We start from the raw sequence: 19,813 nt of genomic DNA, 5'->3' as shown, positions 1-19,813 counted from the left end.
GCAGTCTTTGAGGCGATCTGTCAATGCGATATAATCTCTTAGAAATGGTATAAGTTCGATTTACTGAAAACTGAATGCCTTTGACTGTGGTTTCATTTTGAATTGACTTAAGTTTTTTAAGTATGCTACAATGCGCGGATACCGTTTGAGTCCGACAATTGATAAACCATACTCAATTGTCAAAGGAGGGCAGGACGATGGATAGACCTGAGAAACACTCAGATAAAAAGGCAGCGATGCACGTCGGTGTTCAAGGCATCGGAACATCTCCGAAAGAGTTGGCATTCCTCGTGCGGCACGGGGTAACACACATGGATGCCTCCGTCGAGCATACCGAAACCGAAACACTGATTCGACACAAAGCGGAAGCAGCGGAAGCGGGTGTTAGTCTTGAGATGATTCATATCGGGCTGCCGAGGAGCATTACGCTCGCCGAAGATCCGCAGCGCGATCGGGATCTTGATGCCGTTTGCGAAATGATCGAGAACGCTGCGGCGGCTGGGTTGCGAGGCTTAAATTATAATTTTTGCATTCTAAACCATCAGCGGACGGAGAGCACCCCCGGACGCGGTGGCTCCAGTTACAGCACTTTCGATTTCTCCAAATACGATAACGCAACACTTTCAGAGGCGGGTGAGGTGAGTCGTGAAGAGGCGTTTGATCGGATCGCGTATTTTCTTGAACGTGCAATCCCAGTCGCTGAGGCAAACCGAATTCAAATGGCGTGTCATCCAAACGATCCACCGGCACCTATTTTGAGAGGTGTTGAACGGTGGAATTACCCCGTCTTTGACGGCTTGAAACGCTTCGCTGAAATTGTGGACAGTCCGTATCACGGCTTTAATTTTTGCTGCGGCACAGTGTCCGAAGGTTTAGACGATCCGAGGACTGAGTTCTACGAAATCCTGCATTATTTTGGCGAGCAGAAGAAACTCTTCAACATCCACTTTCGTAACATTCGTGGTGGACTGCACAACTTCCAAGAGGTATGGCCCGATGAAGGACACCTGGACATGCATAAAGTTGCACAGACGCTCCGAGATGTGGAATATCCGTATATGTTGATGCCCGACCATGCGCCAGGACATTCTGATGATCCATCGCCACCGGGTGTTTCTGGTAGAGTTCGACAGGCGTGGGCATTCCAGTTCGGATATATTATCGCACTGATTCAGGCGGTAAATTCAGAATAGCAGGTTAATGCGTTTCACTTAGAGGGACACAGTCCTTTTCAAAACGTCCCTTAACGGTAAATTCAACCCGTAGGAGGTACACATGAAATCCGTTATAGTTTACTTAGCGATCATCACCATGAGTCTGGCTCTCGCAGTCCAAACTGATGCGGAGATAGACTTTGAAACCGCAAGAGGCATTTGGCTCCTCGACGAAGGGAAAGGCGATAAAATCGAGGATATCTCTGGAAACGAAAACCACGGCGAACTCCAGGGCGGAAAATGGGCCAAAGGTCCAGATGGTCCCGCTCTGAGTTTGAACGGGCAAGACGATCGGGTTATCATTCCTGATTCCAAAAGTATGTATCTGGAAAAGGAGTGGTCAATTACTTCATGGGTGTATGTCAACAAATCCGAGAACGGGTATGGACATATTCTTGGCAAAAGACCCGCGGCGGGTACAGTGGCTAATTACGCCTTCAGGACCAACTCCAGCGGGACTGGTTGGGAAGCTTACTTTGCGAACGGCGGCTGGAAAGGTGCCTGGAATCAAAGTCAAGTGAAGAAAGATGAATGGTTGTACATGACCGCAACTTATGACGCAAAGGATACCATCAAGATTTATGAAAATGCGGAGGAAATCGCTTCTGTTGGCGGGATGGGGAAACCGGCACCCCAGAACGATACGGATGTCAACATCGGCGGTTGGACCAACAATACCTCTGAGACACTTGACGGTATGCTCTATGATGTCGCAATTTTCGCCTCTGTCTTGGAAGCAGAGGATATAGAAGAACTCATGGAGAAGGGTCTAAAGGCTGCACTGCCTGTTGAGCCTGCTGGCAAACTGGCTACTACCTGGGGAGGCATCAAATCCCGGCGATAGACACGGCACATCGAGTGCAGCGGGTGTGATCCCTGAACGCCTGACTGCACTCATTAGTTTCATCTTGTTTTATTTTCCTCATCAGACTATAATACTCATATCAGTCCCTTAATTCAGTAACACAGACTTAAATTAATACGATTTTCAGTCATATAATCTGGTCGCTTGCTCAGGGAGCAACTTAGGTTAATATGGAGATGAATATGCCGAAGCCCCCGAACGTCCTTCTGATTCTCGCCGATGACCACGGCTATGGTGATATTTCAGTTCACAACGGTCCTTCAGTCCAGACCCCCAATATTGACAGAATTGCGGCAAACGGTGTGCGATTTACTCAATTTTATGCCAATTCCTCTGTCTGTTCTCCCAGTAGAGCGGCTCTCATGACGGGACGCTACCCGGATCGTGCCGGAGTGCCAGGGGTTATCCGCACGCATCCAGAAAACAGTTGGGGCTACTTTCGACAGGACGCCGTCACACTCCCCTCAGTTTTGAAGCAAAAGGATTATCGGACGGCACTTATCGGGAAGTGGCACCTTGGACTTGAACCGGAGAATCATCCATGTCAGCGGGGCTTCGACCATTTTCACGGTTTTCTCGGCGATATGATGGATGACTACTACACGCATCTCCGACACGACATCAACTACATGCGACAGGGTTCCGATACGATCCATCCGCGGGGGCATGCCACAGATCTCTTCACAGACTGGAGTGTGGATTTCATTCGGGCGCAGGCACAATCATCAGAGCCTTTTTTCCTCTACCTTGCCTATAATGCACCCCATACACCGATTCAACCGCCTGACGATTGGGTGGAACGGGTGAGAGAACGCGAACCAGATATTTCTCTGCAGCGCGCTAAATACATCGCGCTTGTTGAGCACATGGATGCTGGTATTGGACGCGTCCTCGATACGCTCGTTGAAACGGATCAATTGTCCAATACACTTGTTATTTATACCTCTGACAACGGGGGGTCGATGGATGTTGGGGCGCACAACGGTCCCTTGCGCGGGCAAAAGGGCGAGATGTATGAAGGTGGCATTCGAGTCCCAACGTGTGCCATGTGGCCAGGGCATGTTCCAGAGAGACATGTCACCGATCAGGTTGGGTTGCTGATGGATCTTTTCCCGACCGTCTGTGAGGTCGCAGGTGCCCCGATCTCTCATGAAATCGAAGGACGTTCAATTTGGCAAACGCTTCAAGGGGAACAGCAAGATTTCTCTGATCGCATCCTCTATTGGCTGCGTAGAGAGGGAGGACAGCGGTTTCTCGGACAGTGTCAGCACGCCATAAGACGTGGGGACATCAAATTGTTGCACAATAGTCCGTTTGAGGCATTAGAACTTTACGATTTGTCAAGTGATCCACTGGAGACGACGAATGGTTCACAGACCCAGACAGACCTTTTTAGAGAAATGAGTCAATTATTTCAAGCAGAAACGCAAAAGGCTGGGTGTGTCCCGTGGCAGCGGTAAGATTAAAATTCAAATAGAAAAGGAGGTTCCTGTTTTGTTTTACGGACGAAATTTATCCGATACCTCAGAAATCGAGGATACTCGCGACGCGACTCCTGATTCGCGGACGAAAGATCGCAATGATGCGATGGGGGGTACTTTAGACATGGATACCGGAAAGACAGTAAGTGTATCAACACCCAAATACGCTGGACCTTCAGTCGGATGGACAGAAAAGCTGGGTTACAGTTCCCTGCATGATGCGGCACGGGACAATGCTTATGATGCAGTAGCAGTATTGCTGGAAAACGGCGCAGAGGTCAACGCAAAAGACCAATATGGTTATCCGCCTCTGCACTGGGCGGCGTGGCACAATGCTTATGATGCAGTAGCAGTATTGCTGGAAAATGGCGCAGAGGTCAACGCGAAGAACGATAAGGATTTTACGCCGTTACACTGGGCAGCATGGAACAATGGGCATGAAACAGCAGCAATACTGTTGGAAAATGGCGCAGAGGTCAATGCAGAGAATGAAGATGGCGACACGCCGTTACACTGGGCAGCATGGCGCAATGTTTATGAAGCAGAAGGTGCCTCGCTCGAAGACCAAACGGGGGTCAATCCGAGAAACAAATCTGGTTATACGCTCCTACACTGGGCAGTCTGGCGTAATGCCCAGAAAACAGCAATCGTCTTGTTGGAGAATGGCGCGAATGTTAGCGCGCAAGACAAAAATGGCTGTACGCCTCTACACATTGCGGCGGAAGACGACACTTCTGAAGTAGCAACAGTATTGGTAAAAAAAGGTGCGAATATCAACGCGAGAGACAAAAATGGTGATACACCTTTGCACGTTGCAGCGCAGCACAATGCGTATGAAACGGCATTGGTATTGTTAGAAAGTGGTGCGGATGCTAACGCTGAAGATGATCAAGGTCATACGCCTCTACACATTGCGGCAGAGCAAAAAGCGCATGAGGCAGTGAAAGTGTTATGCCGTCACCGAGAACGCAGGGGATGGTCATGGTGATCGTCGTTCAATACGTGAGCGTCAAAGAATTGTGGATAGCCAATGACAAATAATCTTGTTTTATGGTATCAGAAACCAGCGGAGGTATGGACAGACGCACTCCCCATTGGAAATGGACAGCTTGGTGCTATGGTGTTCGGGGGTGTGGAGCGAGAACGCATTCAAGTCAACGAAGAAAGTCTTTGGGACGGGGGTCCCCGCGACACAAACAATCCAAAGGCTTTGGAAGCACTGCCGAAGGTGCAGCAGTTGCTCTTTGAGGATAAAAACGAAGAAGCGACTCAACTCGCTGGTGAGACGATGCTTGGTGTTCCAGAACGTATTAAGTCCTATCAATCCTTAGGCGATCTATTCCTTGAATTTTCCCATGAGGGTAGCCCTACCGAATATCACCGAGAGTTAAATTTGAATACAGGCATTGCAAAGACAACCTATCGCTGTGGGAACGTAATTTTTAGCAGAGAAGTTTTTGCGACAGCAGTAGATAACCTGATTGTCCTCAGAATTGAATCTGACACGACAGGGGAACTCGCTTTTGATGTCGCGATCACCCGGGAACAAGATGCGACTGTTGAAGCGATTGCTGCCAATATCCTGAGATTGGACGGGCAATGCGGCAAGGATGGGATGCGTTTTTCGGTGTATCTACAGGCGCACATTGAGGGTGGGAAGATCCAGTCGGAGAACGCTCAACTGGCTGTGCGGGATGCAAATGCTGTGACACTTCTTCTCGCCGCTGGGACGAGTTACATTCATCAGAATGATATGAGCGGAAACCCACATTCGCTGTGCGAGGGGCATCTCACGGGTATAGATGCAAAATCGTATACACGGATCCGGGCAGATCACATTGCCGATCATCAGGACCTCTTTCAACGAGTGCATTTGGATCTCGGCAACACCGAGGCTGCGCAGCTTCCAACCGATGCACGCTTGGAAGCTGTAAAGGCAGGTGCCTCGGACCCGGGACTTGTTGCCCTCTACTTCCAATACGGACGCTATTTGATGATGGGAAGTTCGAGACCCGGATGCCTACCTGCGAATCTACAGGGCATCTGGAACGAGCACATGAATGCCCCTTGGAATAGCGATTTTCATACCAATATCAACCTCCAGATGAACTATTGGGTCCCTGAAATCTGCAACCTTGCGGAGTGCCATATCCCCTTATTCGATTATATGGATACACTTGTTGAACCGGGGAGTCGCACGGCGAAGTGCCATTACGGTGCCAATGGTTGGGTTGTGCATCATCTTTCCGATGTATGGGGTTTCACAACGCCTGCTGATGGCATCTGGGGTATCTGGCCCGTAGGTGCAGCGTGGCTGTGTGAACATGTGTGGGAACACTATCTTTTCGGTGGCGATAAAGATTTTCTCATAGGGCAAGGCTACCCACTCATGAAAGGTGCTGCCCGCTTCATCCTAGATTTTCTCGTTGCGGCACCCGAAGATACACCTCTTGCTGGTAAACTTGTCACGAATCCGTCACACTCCCCCGAAAATAGCTTCCTAAAGCCTGATGGCACACGCTCTCTTTTTACCTACGCTGCAACGATGGATCTGGAAATCATTCATGAACTCTTTACCAACTGTATCGCCTGTATTGATGTTCTCGGGGCGGATGCCGAATTTCGTGCTGAATTGGTCTCTGCTCTGGATCGACTCGCGCCGCTCCAGATTAGCGAGAAAACAGGTCGGTTGCAAGAATGGGTTTTTGACTACGACGAACCGGAACCCGGACACCGGCACATGTCGCACATGTATGCACTTCATCCAAGTTGCCAGATCACGCTGCGTGGGACACCGGAATTGGCAGCCGCAGCAAAGAAATCGTTGGAATATCGTTTGGCGCACGGGGGTGGACATACGGGTTGGAGTCGCGCATGGCTCGTCAACTTCTGGGCACGGCTTGAGGATGCTGAAGCGGCATACTCACATCTTCAGGCACTTCTGGCGAAATGCACTTTAACGAACCTCTTTGATACGCATCCGCCGTTCCAGATTGATGGGAATTTTGGGGGAACCTCGGGTATCGCAGAGATGCTGTTGCAGAGCCATGCGGGTGAGATTCACCTATTGCCCGCACTTCCAAAGGCGTGGGGAACAGGCAGTACCAGCGGATTGCGTGCCCGTGGCGGATTTGAGGTGGCAATGGCATGGGAGAACGGACACCTCACCGAGGCACACCTCCACTCCACATTGGGAGAAGACTGCACTGTCCGAGCAGCCGCGACCGTCTCGGTGACGTGCGATGACGGACCCGTTGAAACGGAACAATCGGAGTCGGTTGTCACGTTTAAAACAGAGGCAGGCAAAACGTACGCACTCGCAGCAACGAACCACAAGGAAAGTTAGAAAGACAAACGAGTTTGATCTGCATACTGTCTGATGCGATCCTTTGCCAATTCAACGTATTTCCTCTCAACGTCGTACCCAATATAATGTCTTCCTGATTTCAAAGCACTCAAGCATGTGGTACCACTTCCACAGAATGGGTCCAAGACGACATCCCCTACGAAGGTATAGAGTTGAATTAACCGATGCGGCAACTCCTCAGGAAAGGGTGCGGGATGTCCGATACGTTTCGCCGAGACGGACGGAAAGGTCCAGACGCTTTTTGTCCATTCTAAGAAATCCTCTTTGCGAATCGAATTCTCTCTCCCGTTGCGTTTCCGAGAAAAGGAACCCTTTGAGAAGACAAGGATATATTCATGAACGTCTCTCAGCACGGGGTTCGCCGCGGATTGCCAACTTCCCCACGCCGTTGAAGATCCAGCACTTGAAGCCTTGTCCCAGATAATCTCACCCCGCATGTAGTAACCTATTGATAGCATGTCCTCTATGATGTAACTATGCAACGGGATATAGGGTTTCCGTCCCAAGTTCGCGATATTAATGCACGCTCTACCGCCGGTAACCAATTTTTTATACGTCTCAGCCAAAACAGTATAGAGAAGCTCTCTGTATTCCGCGAGCGACAAGTCCTCGTCATACTCCTTTTTCGCATTATACGGCGGAGACGTAACCATCAAATGAACGCTATTATCAGGAATTGCGGACATATCCGTGCTGGATGTACAATGGAGTCGATCAAGACTTTCGGCAGGGATCGGGTTTTCAATCCATGAATCCGGTTCTGGGAGTTCCTGATCGGCGTAGAGTTTGCTTCCATAAAACGCGCTCGCATCGTGATTAATTCTGCCGGAGGTTCCGAATGCACTGGTCTGAGTGCCCTGTTTCTGAGATTCCGAGCTCATTCTGATGATACCCTCCCACTCCCTTAATACCGATCCGGGGACCAGAAGATGACATCGCGCTTAGGAAACAACGTGCCTAAAAACGCCGAAATTTCAGGGGAAACCGAAGCCCCGGAGTTTATCTGCTCCCATCCTATCTCACCGAACAGAAGTTGCCAGAAATCTGCTTCGGTTAAGTCTACTCTCAAGTCAACAGTATCGGTATTTTCAGGAACAATTTGCAGCGTCCCATCCGCATTGTGTCGTAAGGCGGCTTGCTGATTGTTGAGTGGAGGCAATTTGACAGTAAGCGGTGGAAACGTCTCCTCGGCATCGGCAATTCGCGATTCCCACCCGACAACAAGACGCCGCAAAAATACCGGTAGGTTCACAGCATAGAACATCATTCCGGCATCTATGCAGCAAGCGGCATCCTTTATAGGAGTTAGTTCGCCATGGCATCTCGCCATGAGGCGTTCTGCAAATGGATGTTGAACAGAGAACGCGCCTTCTATTTTTTCAACCCCCTGCGCTTTACACACTCTCAGAAAATGGGATACGAGTGCCTCCAAGACTTCTGGATTATTTGGGATGCATCCTACCTCACGCACTTCTACGGTCTTTTCATCTATCTCATAGTTGAGATACCCGCCGATGTGTTCATCTCGGCGTGCGACGACGGTCGGAAGAACACCGCGAATACGGGAAGGTGCCATATCCCAGTAAGCACGCGTCCGGGCAATTGTTCCGCTCTGCTGGGCGTTGGCGCGATCATGTAATGCTGCCACAGCGTCTAAATCCGTTTCTGGGTTAAAATTGGTTACCTGCCATCCCACTGGTGCTTCTGCAGGCGTTACCGAGTCAAGCGTCAGTTGGAATCCATATAAAGGGAAGGAGGTCCATCTGAGCCGTCGGTAAAACCCTTCTGGAATGATGCTAAACAGGGCACCGATGTCACATCCTATCATCCGCAAATAGTCAATTGTATCCTGCATGAGGGCAGATGCGTACCCAACGCCACGATACTTCGGATGTGTGCAAACGCCGCCAATGCCGCCCATTGTTATGAGGGAGGCACCGACCCGTATGCGTCGCTCCCAAACGCGCAGGGTCGAAACAATCGTGTCGTTCACGACGACAACCCGGGTTTGCGGCAGTCTGTAACTGTTATCCCCGCGGATATACTGCCAATAGCGTTCATGTCCATCGGGATTAAACGCCAAGCAACAAAGTTCAACAACCTGTTCTAATTCTGATTCGTAAGCCCCTCTAATTTCCATTTTTTAATTATACCTTGCGGAGGAATAACGTGCCTTTGGACTTTGAAGTGAGTCCCTAATATCCGCCTGCGTGTCTTTGATAGGGTATTTCTGCGTATTGTTGCAGGCTACAGACTTGGGTTTAACGAAGACCTCTTTACCGATAACCAACTACTCATTATACCTTGTGGAGGAATGAAAATGAGGTTAATCACTGCATTGAAAAAATAACGCCTAACGCTTCATTCGGGGTTTGGATTAATTTCTCACACCCTTCAGGTGCCTGATCGATCGGGATAATATCTGTAATCAACGGTTGCACCTGGATTTTGCCTTCCGACATCAACCGCAGCGATAATTCCAAATTCCGTTGCGTGGGCCACGGGACAAACACGGGTGGGTAGTCGGCGCCGTGTTCATAATCCTCATCGTGGTAACCGGGTCCAGTGCGCGCGGCACTGATAACATCGACGTTGCCGAGACCTGCCGCGAAACCGTGCGTAATGTTTGCCCCCCCGACGATGACAATCCGTCCAACCTTATGCGTATCGGGTGCCGTCTTGAGCATGGCGCGGATCTGTTGAAACGCACCCGTCGCGTCGCCACCAAAGGCGATGATTCCGCAATCCATACCGTAACCGTTGGTGAATTCCTCTGCGATCGGAATCGGATCTGTATCGGAAACGTTTATGGCGCGATGTATCCCAGCGGTCTCTGCAATGCCTATCCGTAGCGGCAACGTATCCAATCCAATAACATAGGCACCTGCGACTTTGGCGATCTGGCACGCGAATTGACCAACGATGCCCAATCCCGCAACGACGACATTCTCACCGATACGGATGCGCCCGCGTTGCACTGCGTGGAGTGCGGTTGCCGCGAGATGAATAGATGCGGCGTCTTCAGCACTGACGTTATCGGGAACTTTCGCGCATAGATTGTGCGGGATACAGGCGGACGTAGCGTGAAGGGCGTATCCACCCCCCATACCAGCCACCCTGTCTCCGATCTCAAATTCGTCGCAGTCTCCTTCTTTACCGACGACCACGCCAGCGTTCGTATAACCGAACGGACGTTGTCGCGCTTCGGAACCTGGATTCTCACGTCGCCTTTTGACACCTCCCAGCTCGGTGCCGGGACTTACCATCGAGGCGTGCACCTCAATTAAGAGCTGCCCGGGTTTCGGGGGAGGCGTTTCCTGCTCTTCTGTCCAGATACGTCCGACTTCGTTCATCATCACAACTTTTCTTGTTTTACGCATAAAAAATTCTCCATACTCTTGAATAGGACTTATGCATTTTCTCTTAAAGTCCGCCCGATAAGGGGAATTCAGGGGTTAAAAACACCGAAATATTCTCACCGCGAGGCATTTTTTAGCAAAAACATATCCTGTCTGTTCAATTGGGAGATACAGGAAATGCATCCTGTGGAATGGTGTTAATGCCGTCCATACCAAGGTGTGTAAATTTTTGTTGAGTGTCTGAATCGCGGATTATCGCAGATAACACGGAAGATCCCTGTCAAGTCGGATTGTCAGGCAGTACTTTGCGCGATATCTACCCATCTACACTTTGTTACACTTCGTCAATTTCGGTGGGAGGGGGTTTGCGTTTCTGTTTTCCCTTAAGGCACAGAAATTTTACACCCTGTTTCTTAAGTTCTTCCTGCCTACGCCTTACATCAACACAGTATCTATGAATATCGCCGTTGAATCGCGCATTAACTCGTCGTTTTGCTTCGCGGACTTCTTCCAAAATTTCGTTCATGTTTCAATCTCCAGTAATTGTTTCGGCGTTAGAATCCTAACCGGAAAATAGCCTGCTGTCTTACAAACCCGGTCAAATTGGATTTTCTGATTTGGGTTTGCAAGGTGCCGAAGATTCCATGTAACAAGATATGGAACCTCATTTACGGTAGCCACTGCCGATCCAATTGAAAATCCACCCCTGCAACCTTTTTGTATTATAACGTGAGTTTAATAAATAATCAAACTGATATTTCTAACGGTGGAAAAAATTCGGAGAAAAATTTTTTTCACCAAAATCATAGAGCTCACGACAAGAGGAAACAATCGTGAGCATGCTGCCATTGGAGTGTTCCTTCAAGCGAGTAAGAGCCGTATAGAATAAAGCTCGATCTTCAGCAGTCGCAATGCGATTAACGTGTAGAACTAAATGTCTACAGGACTTTGGGTTTTCCAACCATATTTGATTGAACTGTGGAGGGTATTTAAACTCCAATCCTTAATCTCAAATACAGCTATTCCAGCATAAGGGTTGAGGAGAACAAGATCAGGTCTCAACCCATTGAGATGAGGTTGTATGTACATTTCCCATTCACGAAAAAGCTTACCATTAAACATTTCAAAGACTTCGCGTTCGCCCGGTGTAAGCGGCGTTGGCAGTCTGTCCCATTGGTCTTTAGGTGGATCCATAATACGTTTAGGAGCCCATGGCAGTCCCACGCGGATTGTGTTAACTTGTGAACAGCGCGGTTCCATAAGTGGTTCCAATTCCCGGCAGAGATAAGACCATATTCCCTGTAAATAATCTAAAGAAGACGGCTCAACCGCTGCCCATGTGATGTATAAAGGGTGCTCAGCGTATTTTTCAACTTCAGCTTTAAGCATAATCCCTAAATGAAGTCCCCCGTTTATTCAGACCCAAAATTAGCAAAGTTAAGACATCTGTTGTTTCCATATCCCATCCCATTAAGGTATGTTTACCGGTAAGGCTCCAAATCAATGCCTGGATATGCCTGTTCAAGACGTGCGAGTGCCTCGGGTGTATAGTATTCATCGCCAAGAGGGGGCCACCCCAAAACGCGTCGCACAGTGGGGGTTGTTTGAGCGACAAATTTCATATACTGCGGGGTGCCCCACCCCGGCACCGGACGCGTTGTTTTACACCAATCGTCATTGTCGGCGCGATGGAAGTGAAAGCCCATCCACCCGCGTTGTCTGCTCTTGTTCTCAAACGGTTGTGCGGCATGAACCAAGTAACTGGATCGGAACGACACACTCCCCGCTTTCGCTGTAAGGGGCACCGGATCTGTGAGTTCTCCTTTAAATTCACGTAGGTCAGGAATACCCATGCCACCTGCTCTGCCCGGATACTTCTCCCATATTTTATCCAACTGGTTCTGTGAACCGGGGCAGACGAGCATCGGCGCACCGTCTAATTCGATGTCGTGTAGGAAGATAGCGGTCAGAACATATCCGTAGCGTTGCCAATCCGGGTGCGGGGGTAAGGGTGAGTTCGTCGCATTGTCGATGTGGTAACCTTGCCACGGGTGTTCACTATGACGACTATCGGTGAGCCCTTCTCGAAGGAAGATCTGTCCATACCCAAGTCGAATTTCTTCCGTGCCTAAGAGTTGTTGTGCGATTGTGAGATACGTCTCGTTTTCGATGAGCGTATCCACCGCTTCCAAACCTGTCGGAAAATGCACTGCTTTACCGAACGGACCGGCAAGCAGTTGCAGATCGCTGTTCTTCTCATAGGCACTTTTCAGTGCATCCGGTTGCGGATCCCACTTTGCTCGATATTCGGCGTAAGTCAAGCCATCGTAAGCATTGTGCTCCATCTCTTCTAATGCAGGTGCAATTGTATCCGGAGAAAACACGTTGGGGACCACGATAATTCCATCTCGTTTCCATGCTGCCAATTGTTCCGTTGTCAGTTGCATAGCGTTTACCTCTCTGAAAACGTTTCCCATTTGTCCTCTTGGACGGCTTCAGCATCTATCTTTTGTTGAATTGTTTGCCACCATTTCCGATTTTCGATGTACCACTGGATCGTTTCGCGCATTCCATCCGCAAATGCAATTCTCGGTTTCCAACCGACATCACGGGCGATCTTGCTTGAATCCAAGAGATAACGGCAATCGTGTCCGGGTCGATCCGGCACATAAGTTTTCAACTGTTGCGGTTTGTTAAGAACATCCAATATGAAATTGCTAATTTCCTCAATGCTTTTCTCCACGCCACTGCCGACGTTATAAGTTTCACCGATTTTGCCGTGTTCGAGGACTGCCGCGATTGCGCGGCAATGATCCGCAACGTGCAACCATTCCCGTCGGTTATGACTGCTTTGGTAGAGCGTTAAAGGTAAATCTTGGATTGCATTTGTTGTAAAGAGCGGAATGAGTTTTTCCGGATGCTGATAGGGACCGTAGTTGTTCGCGCAATTGGAAATCGTTATCGGCATACTGAAACTATGGAAATAGGCGTTCACGAGATGATCCGCCGCTGCTTTAGAGGCGTTGTAGGGGGTCTGCGGCCGATACGGTGCGTTTTCACTGAACCTATCGGGTGAATCTAAGGGCAGTTCACCATATACCTCGCATGTGGAGATGTGATGAAATCGCTGCACGTCGTATTTCCGAGATGCCTCCAGTAATACCTGCGTTCCGATGACGTTCGTTTCAAAGAACCGCCGCGGATGCAGAATCGCTCGACTGTTGTGTGATTCTGCAGCGAAATTGACGATAACATCGGGTCGCTCTCTGTTCAGTACACTTTCCAGAAGAGCGGCATCCAGAATATCACCGTGCACAAATCTATACCGCTCTGGAGAGTGGGTTTCCGCTATGTCCGTCAGATTGGAGAGATTTCCAGCATACGTCAGTCGATCAAAATTGATGATAACATCGTCCGAATCGCGTTGCAGATAGTATCGGATAAAGTTGGTACCGATAAACCCAGCACCACCCGTGACCAATAATTTCATTTTTTAATTATACCTTGCCTACCCTTATTTTAATTGCGACTTAACCAGAAATCCGATCCTCATGGAATTGAGAGCGTCCGAGGACTTCATACACTAAAACCTCACCCGAACTCCCAACCTCTCCTTTTTAATGGGTAACGCTATCTTACCAAAAATGAGTGCGGTCTGTCAATCTAAATTCGTTTTTATGTAGAACGAATGAACGGAAATCCTGAGCCACGCAGCAGCATAAAATTTGTTGACAAGGAGTTGTGAATATCATAAAATGGACGACACATCTAAATTTCAAGACTACTTTTTAATAGTGCAGGGTCCCGTGCCTTGCGAAAGGGAGAACAATGCGCCAACGCAAATTAGGGAATACAGGGTTAACCGTTTCTGAAATCGGCATGGGAACATGGGAACTCGGAGGCCGTGAATGGGGAGACATCGGTGAAACCGATGCTGTGGATCTCCTCCGATACGCCTTCGAAAGTGGTGTCACCTATTACGATACAGCAGACCAATATGGTGGAGGTCGCGCGGAACGGTTACTGGGTGAAGCCTTCTCAACTCTCGGTAATAGAGTTATCATTGCCACGAAACTTGGCTATGAATTGGATTCCGATGGCTGGATTAGCCATGGATGGGAGCATCCATCGTTCAACGTCTCACCGGATTATATCCGTCTGTCAGTTGAGGGGAGTCTCACGCGATTGAAGCGAGATGTTATAGACATCTACCAATTCCACTCGCCGCCCCCTGCGGATGCTTGGGACGACGCATTCGGGACAATGGAGGCACTCAAAACCGAAGGCAAAATCCGCTTTTATGGATTGTGTCTCGGGAGTGAGGCAGATGCACTAAAGGCAATAGCAGAAGCCGGTATCTCTTCGATGATGCTCACCTATAATATCCTCACCCAAGAGATGGCAACACCTGTGATGGAAACCGCTGCCAAGAATGGGATTGCTGTTACTGTCCGACAACCGTTGTCGTCCGGTTTACTCTCTGGACACCTCGGACCGGATACTGTCTTTGCGGAGAACGATTATCGGAAGACGTGGCCCCGTGAGAAATTCCTCTCGGATCTGGCGCGTGTGGAACAGATTAAGTCAATCGTTGGAAATAAAGCGCGCAGTCTCCCTCAAGCCGCCCTCAAATTCATTTTGGCGCATCCGGCTGTCTCCTGTGTTGTTCCGGGGATGATGACCCCAGCGCAAGTTGACGACGGCGTTGCGACTTCGGGTGCAGCACTTTTACCCTCGGGTATTTTGGAACAACTACGCAACGATTAAGGGAGGCGCTATGAAGGTTATCGCGGATCTCTGTGTTGTTCCAATAGGTGTCGGCGTATCGGTCTCAAAATACGTCACTGCGTGTGAAAAAGTGCTGAAGGCAGCAGGTTTGGAGACAAAACTGCACGCCTATGGCACTAACATTGAAGGCGAATGGGATGTTGTATTTACAGCAATTCGGCGGTGTCACGAAGTCGTCCATGAGATGGGTGCCCCGCGAATCACAACGACGCTCAAGTTTGGCACACGGGTCGATAGGACACAAAGCATGGATGATAAGGTTAGCAGCGTCGAAAAGCAGTTAAAGACAGAATGACCGATGGGGATATTTAAAACACAATTGAAAAAAAATAATTGGACTTCTCCGGTAACCTGTGCTAAACTGTTTTCGTTAGTTGAATAGAAACAATAACTAAAACATGGAGGCTAAAAAAAATGAAAAGCAGATTTACGCTTTGGGCAGTGTGTGCTGTCGGAGTTCTTCTTATGGCACAATTTGCGACTGCCTTAGATAAAATTGAAGGTCCTTGGTACTGGATGATTACCGAGAGTCCTGCCGGTCAAGGCGGTGCCGCCGTAACAGATGAGGACGGTATCGACGAGGCAACAAAAGGTAAACTCACTGAGACAGATGTCGCAGAACAGGGCATTACAAAAGAGATTCTGAAGGTCAAATTTGCCGAAAACTACAAATGGACCGAGGGAGAAATCGCCGCAGTCGGTGGAAACAACATCAACGACATGCTCATAAAGATTAAGTTGGGACCCGGGGGTGATGTCAATGACCACTGCTCCTACGCCGTGATTAACGCTGTATCAAAGGCTACAAAGAAAGGCGTTGAAGCCCGTGTCGGTAGCGATGATTCTGTTAAGGTCTGGATGAACGGCGAAGAGGTTCACAAAAACCCCGTTAACCGCGGTGCTGGCGATTTTCAGGACACATTTGAGGTAGATATCAAAAAAGGCGATAACGTGTTCATGGTTAAAGTGTGCGAACGCGGCGGTGGGTGGAGCATGTTCGCCGGTATCGATGCCCCTTTGGAATACAATCTGGAGTTTAAGGGACTTCCTGTTGAGCCTGCTGGTAAATTAGCGACGCAGTGGGCAGAGATTAAACGTTCCTACTAAGTTGGTATTTTTAGCCGGTATTAGCGTTCTGGGCTTTCACACTTCTGAACCGTTTTTATCGGCTAAAACTGCACAAATTTTTTTATCCTTGATTTAATCGCGGTATATTTGTTAAACTAATCTAAAGTGGTTGTCCTATCTTTCATGAATGTCGGGCAATATTGTAGTCTTGATCGATTGATTGAGGCGCGATCGGACCCGCAAGGACGGGCACCACCAATTTTACTTCGTTTGATAAAAAAATAAAACTAATTGGAGGATTTTCATGTATAGAAAATTGTTCACAATAGGGTTCGCATGTCTCATAGCGCTTTTTGTTATGGCACAAACTGTCGATGCCCAAGACAAAATTACGGGCCCGTGGCTCTGGATGATTGCTGCGACCGAAGCCGGTCAAGGTGGTGCAAATTCGACCGATATCGATTCGCTCGCTGAAGCCAGTGGTGGTGATGTGACCGAAGAGATGATCGCAAACAACGGTGCCAACGAAGGCGATGCTGTCGGCGATTTGGTATGGACGCTCGGTGAGATTTCCGAAACCGGCGGTAACAACGTCAACGATACGGTCACTGAGATTGGCTTGGGTGAAGGCGATGTCAACGACCATTCGTCTTACGCGCTCATCACGCTTGAATCCGATTCAGATCAGGATGGCGTGGATATGAGAGTCGGCAGTGATGATTCTGTCAAGGTCTGGCTCAACGGTGAAGAGGTTCACAACAACCCTGTTAACCGTGGTGCTGGCGACTTTCAGGACACATTTCAGGTTGATATCAAGCAAGGCGATAATCTGTTGCTGGTGAAGGTCAGTGAACGTGGTGGCGGTTGGAGCATGTTCGTCGGTGTCGATGCCGATGTAAATGCTGTCTTTAAACCCGCTACTCCGGGGGTCGCTGGAAAAATTACGGGTCCATGGCTCTGGATGATTGCTGCGACTGAAGCCGGTCAAGGTGGCGCGAATTCGACCGATATCGATTCGCTCGCTGAAGCCAGCGGTGGTGCGGTTACCGAAGATATGGTCGCTACAAACGGTGCCAGCGAAGGCGATGCTGTCGGCGATTTGGTATGGACAGTCGGTGAAATCTCTGAAACTGGCGGTAACAACGTCAACGATCTCGTCAATGAGATTGGCTTGGGTGAAGGTGATGTCAATGACCATTCGTCTTATGCCTTGATCATCCTTAACGCTCCTGAAGATCAGAGTGGTGTTCCGGCGAAAGTCGGTAGTGATGACTCCGTCAAAGTCTGGCTCAACGGTGAAGTGGTCCACACAAACGCTGTCAACCGCGGTGCTGGCGATTTCCAAGACGATTTCAAAGTTGACCTGATGGCGGGTCCTAATGTTCTGTTGGTGAAGGTCAGTGAACGTGGCGGCGGTTGGAGCATGTTTGCTGGTGTCGGCGGTGTATGGTCCATCGGACCTGGTTTCGTTTCGGTCGAACCGGCTGGTAAACTCTTCACAACGTGGGGAAGCCTGAAAGCCAAGTAAGGTTTAGGTTCGCTATACATAGTAAAAAAGAAAGGACGCAGCCGATACATTTTAGCTGCGTCCTTTTATTTTTAAGTCTTGCTATCGTCCCATGAGTTCCATAAAGACAGGTAGCGATTCCCGAAATCCGTCCTCACGCGTTCCGTCTACTGGGGTGTAGACGCTCTCTAAGGAGATTGCACCCTCGTATCCATCCCGTTTCAGCGCATTCATGATGTCATTGTAGTAAGGATCCATCTGTCCTTGGCGCATGGCACAGAAATCGAATGTCGCCGCTGGAAGGTTCACAACGCCATCTTTGAGATGAACGTGGGCAATGTGCTCACGGATAACCTCGTACCCATCCGGATACGGAATTTCGGTACAATAGAGCGAGCTGCACGGATCCCAGAGGACTTTCAGGTGTGGCGCGTCCAATTCATCAATCAACTTTCTTGCGAGGTGTGCGGATGTGACGTTACCTGAGATTGCGGTTTCGATAACAAGCGTGATACCCGCTGCATCAGCGATTCGTACCGGTTCTTCTAACCTGTTCAGGAGTGTCGTCCAAGCACCTTCGGAGATAACGGGGTCTGCCCCGAAAAGCACCATCTCCTTTCGGAAACTGAAAATGCGAACCAGATGCGTCCCGAGTGCCTGCGCGACATCGATACAGCGTTGTAATGTCGTAATGTGTGCTTGATACGCAGGAGCATCGACTGCTGTGTCCACAGGAAGTGCTGAGAGATTGTGGTGAGAAATACACGACACCTTTAAATCACGTTCCTCGATTAATCCCTTGACCTGTTCGATGTCGGCATCTGTCAGATCCCCAACCTGCTTTTCCCAAAGATACTGTAATTCAACGTATTCCAATCCAGTTTCTACCATCGTGTCGAGCGCATACTCGAAGTTCCGGCTGATTCCATCTGTGATCGTTCCCAATTTGAACATTCAATTCCTCTCAATTTCTTGATCTTTGTAGGCTTTAAAAATGCTAAATACACGGTTGCGATTATTCCGTTTTTCGGACCTCGACACCTGCAATATTTTCAAGGATTTTGATAATCGTCCAGTTATCCTCATCAGGGTTTACTGCTTTTCCGGCTTGAAACAGTTCAAAAGCGGCACTTGCTGCGAAAAGCGGCACGCCACAATCGCTTGCCATATTTTTTGCCAAAGTGAGATCCTTATACATCGTGCCGATATTACTTTGCCCCTTGAAATTCCGATCCAATATATTTTGCGTTGTGTCTCTGAAGAGAAAATTACCAGCAACGCTCGTGCTCACTACGTCGCGAAGTGTTTCCGGCGTTACACCTGCCTTTACTGCTAACGTCAATGCTTCAAAGATACCGGCATAGTTCACACCGATGAGGACTGCGAGTGCCGACTTGACGGTTTGCCCCATCCCAATCTCCTCGCCAACGTGATAGATGTCTCGTCCGACGGCTTCAAGCACGGGTTTCGAGGCTTCAAAGGTTTCATTTGGTGCGGATACCATCATTGTGAGGGTCCCCGCGGCTGCACCGGGTGCCCCGCCACTGACAGGCGCGTCGACCATATTAAACCCTTTTTCTGTTACGAGTTCAGCGGCCTCCATCACCTGTGCGCGTCCGATGGTTGCCGTACAGATGACGGTGCCTCCGGGTTTGAGTCCCGCCAGCAGCCCGTCTTCTGTAAGAAGTGCTGCTTTGACCTGTTCAACATTCAGCACCATAATAAAGACGGTGTCTGCGGCTGCACCTACTTCGCGCGGTGATGTCGCCGTATGTGCGCCCTCTTGTGCAAGGGTTTCCAACGGCTCCGGGCGGACATCATACACTGTAAGTTCGTGTCCAGCTTTCAGGATGTTTCTTGACATCCCCATCCCCATGTTGCCAACGCCGATTAATCCAACTTTTGCCATAAATTACCTCAAGGAGTTTATAAAGAATAGTATGTAGAATTGACACAGATTCCGCATTTTTCAGAAGTTGTCTTTCGTATACGATCCGGTAGCAACTGTGCCAATAAACATCGGTTGAGTTTATCATAAATTTTAGGAAATGTCAACGGGTGTATAAAGTTTCAGGTAATTGTTATGCGATTTTTTTCTCGTTTATGCTATAATTAACGTGAGTTTGATAAAAGTTTAGTCTTTAGAAAAGCACGGGTAAATCGT

18 protein-coding genes are annotated in these 19,813 nt (G+C 49.0%); 9 read left to right on the top strand and 9 right to left on the bottom strand.

The genetic code is table 11. The features are described from left to right. Window positions 1-197 precede the first annotated feature (197 nt). The 5 genes from F4X88_20085 (at window position 198) to F4X88_20065 (ending at window position 6,906) form a co-directional block, all read left to right on the top strand. The gene (locus tag F4X88_20085) at window positions 198-1,193 is read left to right on the top strand and encodes a hypothetical protein (protein MYA58582.1); all 996 of its coding nucleotides are present in this window, start codon (window positions 198-200) and stop codon (window positions 1,191-1,193) included. An 82-nt stretch (window positions 1,194-1,275) separates the two neighbouring features. Next, a complete protein-coding gene (locus F4X88_20080) occupies window positions 1,276-2,058 on the top strand; it encodes a LamG domain-containing protein (GenBank protein MYA58581.1) in 783 nt (260 codons plus the stop codon). 191 nt (window positions 2,059-2,249) lie between these two features. After that, window positions 2,250-3,539, top strand: a complete 1,290-nt coding sequence (locus tag F4X88_20075; protein ID MYA58580.1) for a sulfatase-like hydrolase/transferase — start codon at window positions 2,250-2,252, stop codon at window positions 3,537-3,539. Between the two features lie 34 nt (window positions 3,540-3,573). Next, window positions 3,574-4,548, top strand: coding sequence for a hypothetical protein (locus F4X88_20070; GenBank protein ID MYA58579.1), 975 nt, complete (start codon window positions 3,574-3,576; stop codon window positions 4,546-4,548). A 42-nt stretch (window positions 4,549-4,590) separates the two neighbouring features. Then, a complete protein-coding gene (locus F4X88_20065; GenBank protein ID MYA58578.1) occupies window positions 4,591-6,906 on the top strand; it encodes a glycoside hydrolase family 95 protein in 2,316 nt (771 codons plus the stop codon). On the opposite strand, the gene F4X88_20060 is transcribed toward F4X88_20065, so the two are convergent. The 7 genes from F4X88_20060 to rfbB form a co-directional block, all read right to left on the bottom strand. Further along, on the bottom strand, window positions 6,903-7,808 hold the full coding sequence (locus F4X88_20060) for a site-specific DNA-methyltransferase (protein ID MYA58577.1): 906 nt from the start codon (window positions 7,806-7,808) through the stop codon (window positions 6,903-6,905). The genes F4X88_20065 and F4X88_20060 overlap by 4 nt on opposite strands. 23 nt (window positions 7,809-7,831) lie before the next feature. Further along, complete coding sequence (locus F4X88_20055; GenBank protein MYA58576.1) at window positions 7,832-9,067, bottom strand: GNAT family N-acetyltransferase; 1,236 nt, start codon at window positions 9,065-9,067, stop codon at window positions 7,832-7,834. A gap of 190 nt (window positions 9,068-9,257) precedes the next feature. Beyond that, complete coding sequence (locus F4X88_20050; GenBank protein ID MYA58575.1) at window positions 9,258-10,307, bottom strand: zinc-binding dehydrogenase; 1,050 nt, start codon at window positions 10,305-10,307, stop codon at window positions 9,258-9,260. A gap of 313 nt (window positions 10,308-10,620) precedes the next feature. Next, a complete protein-coding gene (locus F4X88_20045; GenBank protein ID MYA58574.1) occupies window positions 10,621-10,812 on the bottom strand; it encodes a hypothetical protein in 192 nt (63 codons plus the stop codon). A gap of 404 nt (window positions 10,813-11,216) precedes the next feature. Next, the gene (locus F4X88_20040; GenBank protein ID MYA58573.1) at window positions 11,217-11,675 is read right to left on the bottom strand and encodes a hypothetical protein; all 459 of its coding nucleotides are present in this window, start codon (window positions 11,673-11,675) and stop codon (window positions 11,217-11,219) included. 92 nt (window positions 11,676-11,767) lie between these two features. Further along, the gene (locus F4X88_20035) at window positions 11,768-12,763 is read right to left on the bottom strand and encodes a phytanoyl-CoA dioxygenase family protein (GenBank protein MYA58572.1); all 996 of its coding nucleotides are present in this window, start codon (window positions 12,761-12,763) and stop codon (window positions 11,768-11,770) included. Next, window positions 12,739-13,776, bottom strand: a complete 1,038-nt coding sequence (gene rfbB, locus F4X88_20030) for a dTDP-glucose 4,6-dehydratase (protein MYA58571.1) — start codon at window positions 13,774-13,776, stop codon at window positions 12,739-12,741. The genes F4X88_20035 and rfbB overlap by 25 nt, the downstream gene beginning before the upstream one ends. Before the next feature lie 338 nt (window positions 13,777-14,114). Here rfbB and F4X88_20025 point away from each other — a divergent pair, with 338 nt between their 5' ends. From F4X88_20025 to F4X88_20010, 4 genes are all read left to right on the top strand, one after another. Continuing rightward, window positions 14,115-15,053: an aldo/keto reductase gene (locus tag F4X88_20025; protein MYA58570.1), complete on the top strand. Its 939-nt coding sequence runs from the start codon at window positions 14,115-14,117 to the stop codon at window positions 15,051-15,053. Between the two features lie 10 nt (window positions 15,054-15,063). Further along, window positions 15,064-15,369, top strand: coding sequence for an MTH1187 family thiamine-binding protein (locus F4X88_20020; protein ID MYA58569.1), 306 nt, complete (start codon window positions 15,064-15,066; stop codon window positions 15,367-15,369). A 119-nt stretch (window positions 15,370-15,488) separates the two neighbouring features. Continuing rightward, entirely contained in the window at window positions 15,489-16,181 is a 693-nt protein-coding gene (locus F4X88_20015; GenBank protein ID MYA58568.1) for a hypothetical protein, read from the top strand. Window positions 16,182-16,446: 265 nt separating this feature from the next. Continuing rightward, window positions 16,447-17,670, top strand: coding sequence for a hypothetical protein (locus tag F4X88_20010; GenBank protein MYA58567.1), 1,224 nt, complete (start codon window positions 16,447-16,449; stop codon window positions 17,668-17,670). 81 nt (window positions 17,671-17,751) lie between these two features. Here the strand turns inward: F4X88_20010 and F4X88_20005 are convergent, their stop codons facing one another. Further along, the gene (locus F4X88_20005; protein MYA58566.1) at window positions 17,752-18,603 is read right to left on the bottom strand and encodes a sugar phosphate isomerase/epimerase; all 852 of its coding nucleotides are present in this window, start codon (window positions 18,601-18,603) and stop codon (window positions 17,752-17,754) included. A gap of 61 nt (window positions 18,604-18,664) precedes the next feature. Continuing rightward, complete coding sequence (locus tag F4X88_20000) at window positions 18,665-19,558, bottom strand: NAD(P)-dependent oxidoreductase (protein ID MYA58565.1); 894 nt, start codon at window positions 19,556-19,558, stop codon at window positions 18,665-18,667. Between the last annotated feature and the right edge of the window lie 255 nt (window positions 19,559-19,813).

This window comes from Candidatus Poribacteria bacterium, assembly GCA_009839745.1.
GTDB lineage: Bacteria > Poribacteria > WGA-4E > WGA-4E > WGA-3G > WGA-3G.
Note: the sequence above shows the minus strand (reverse complement) of the source record. Positions and strands in the feature narration are given on the sequence as shown.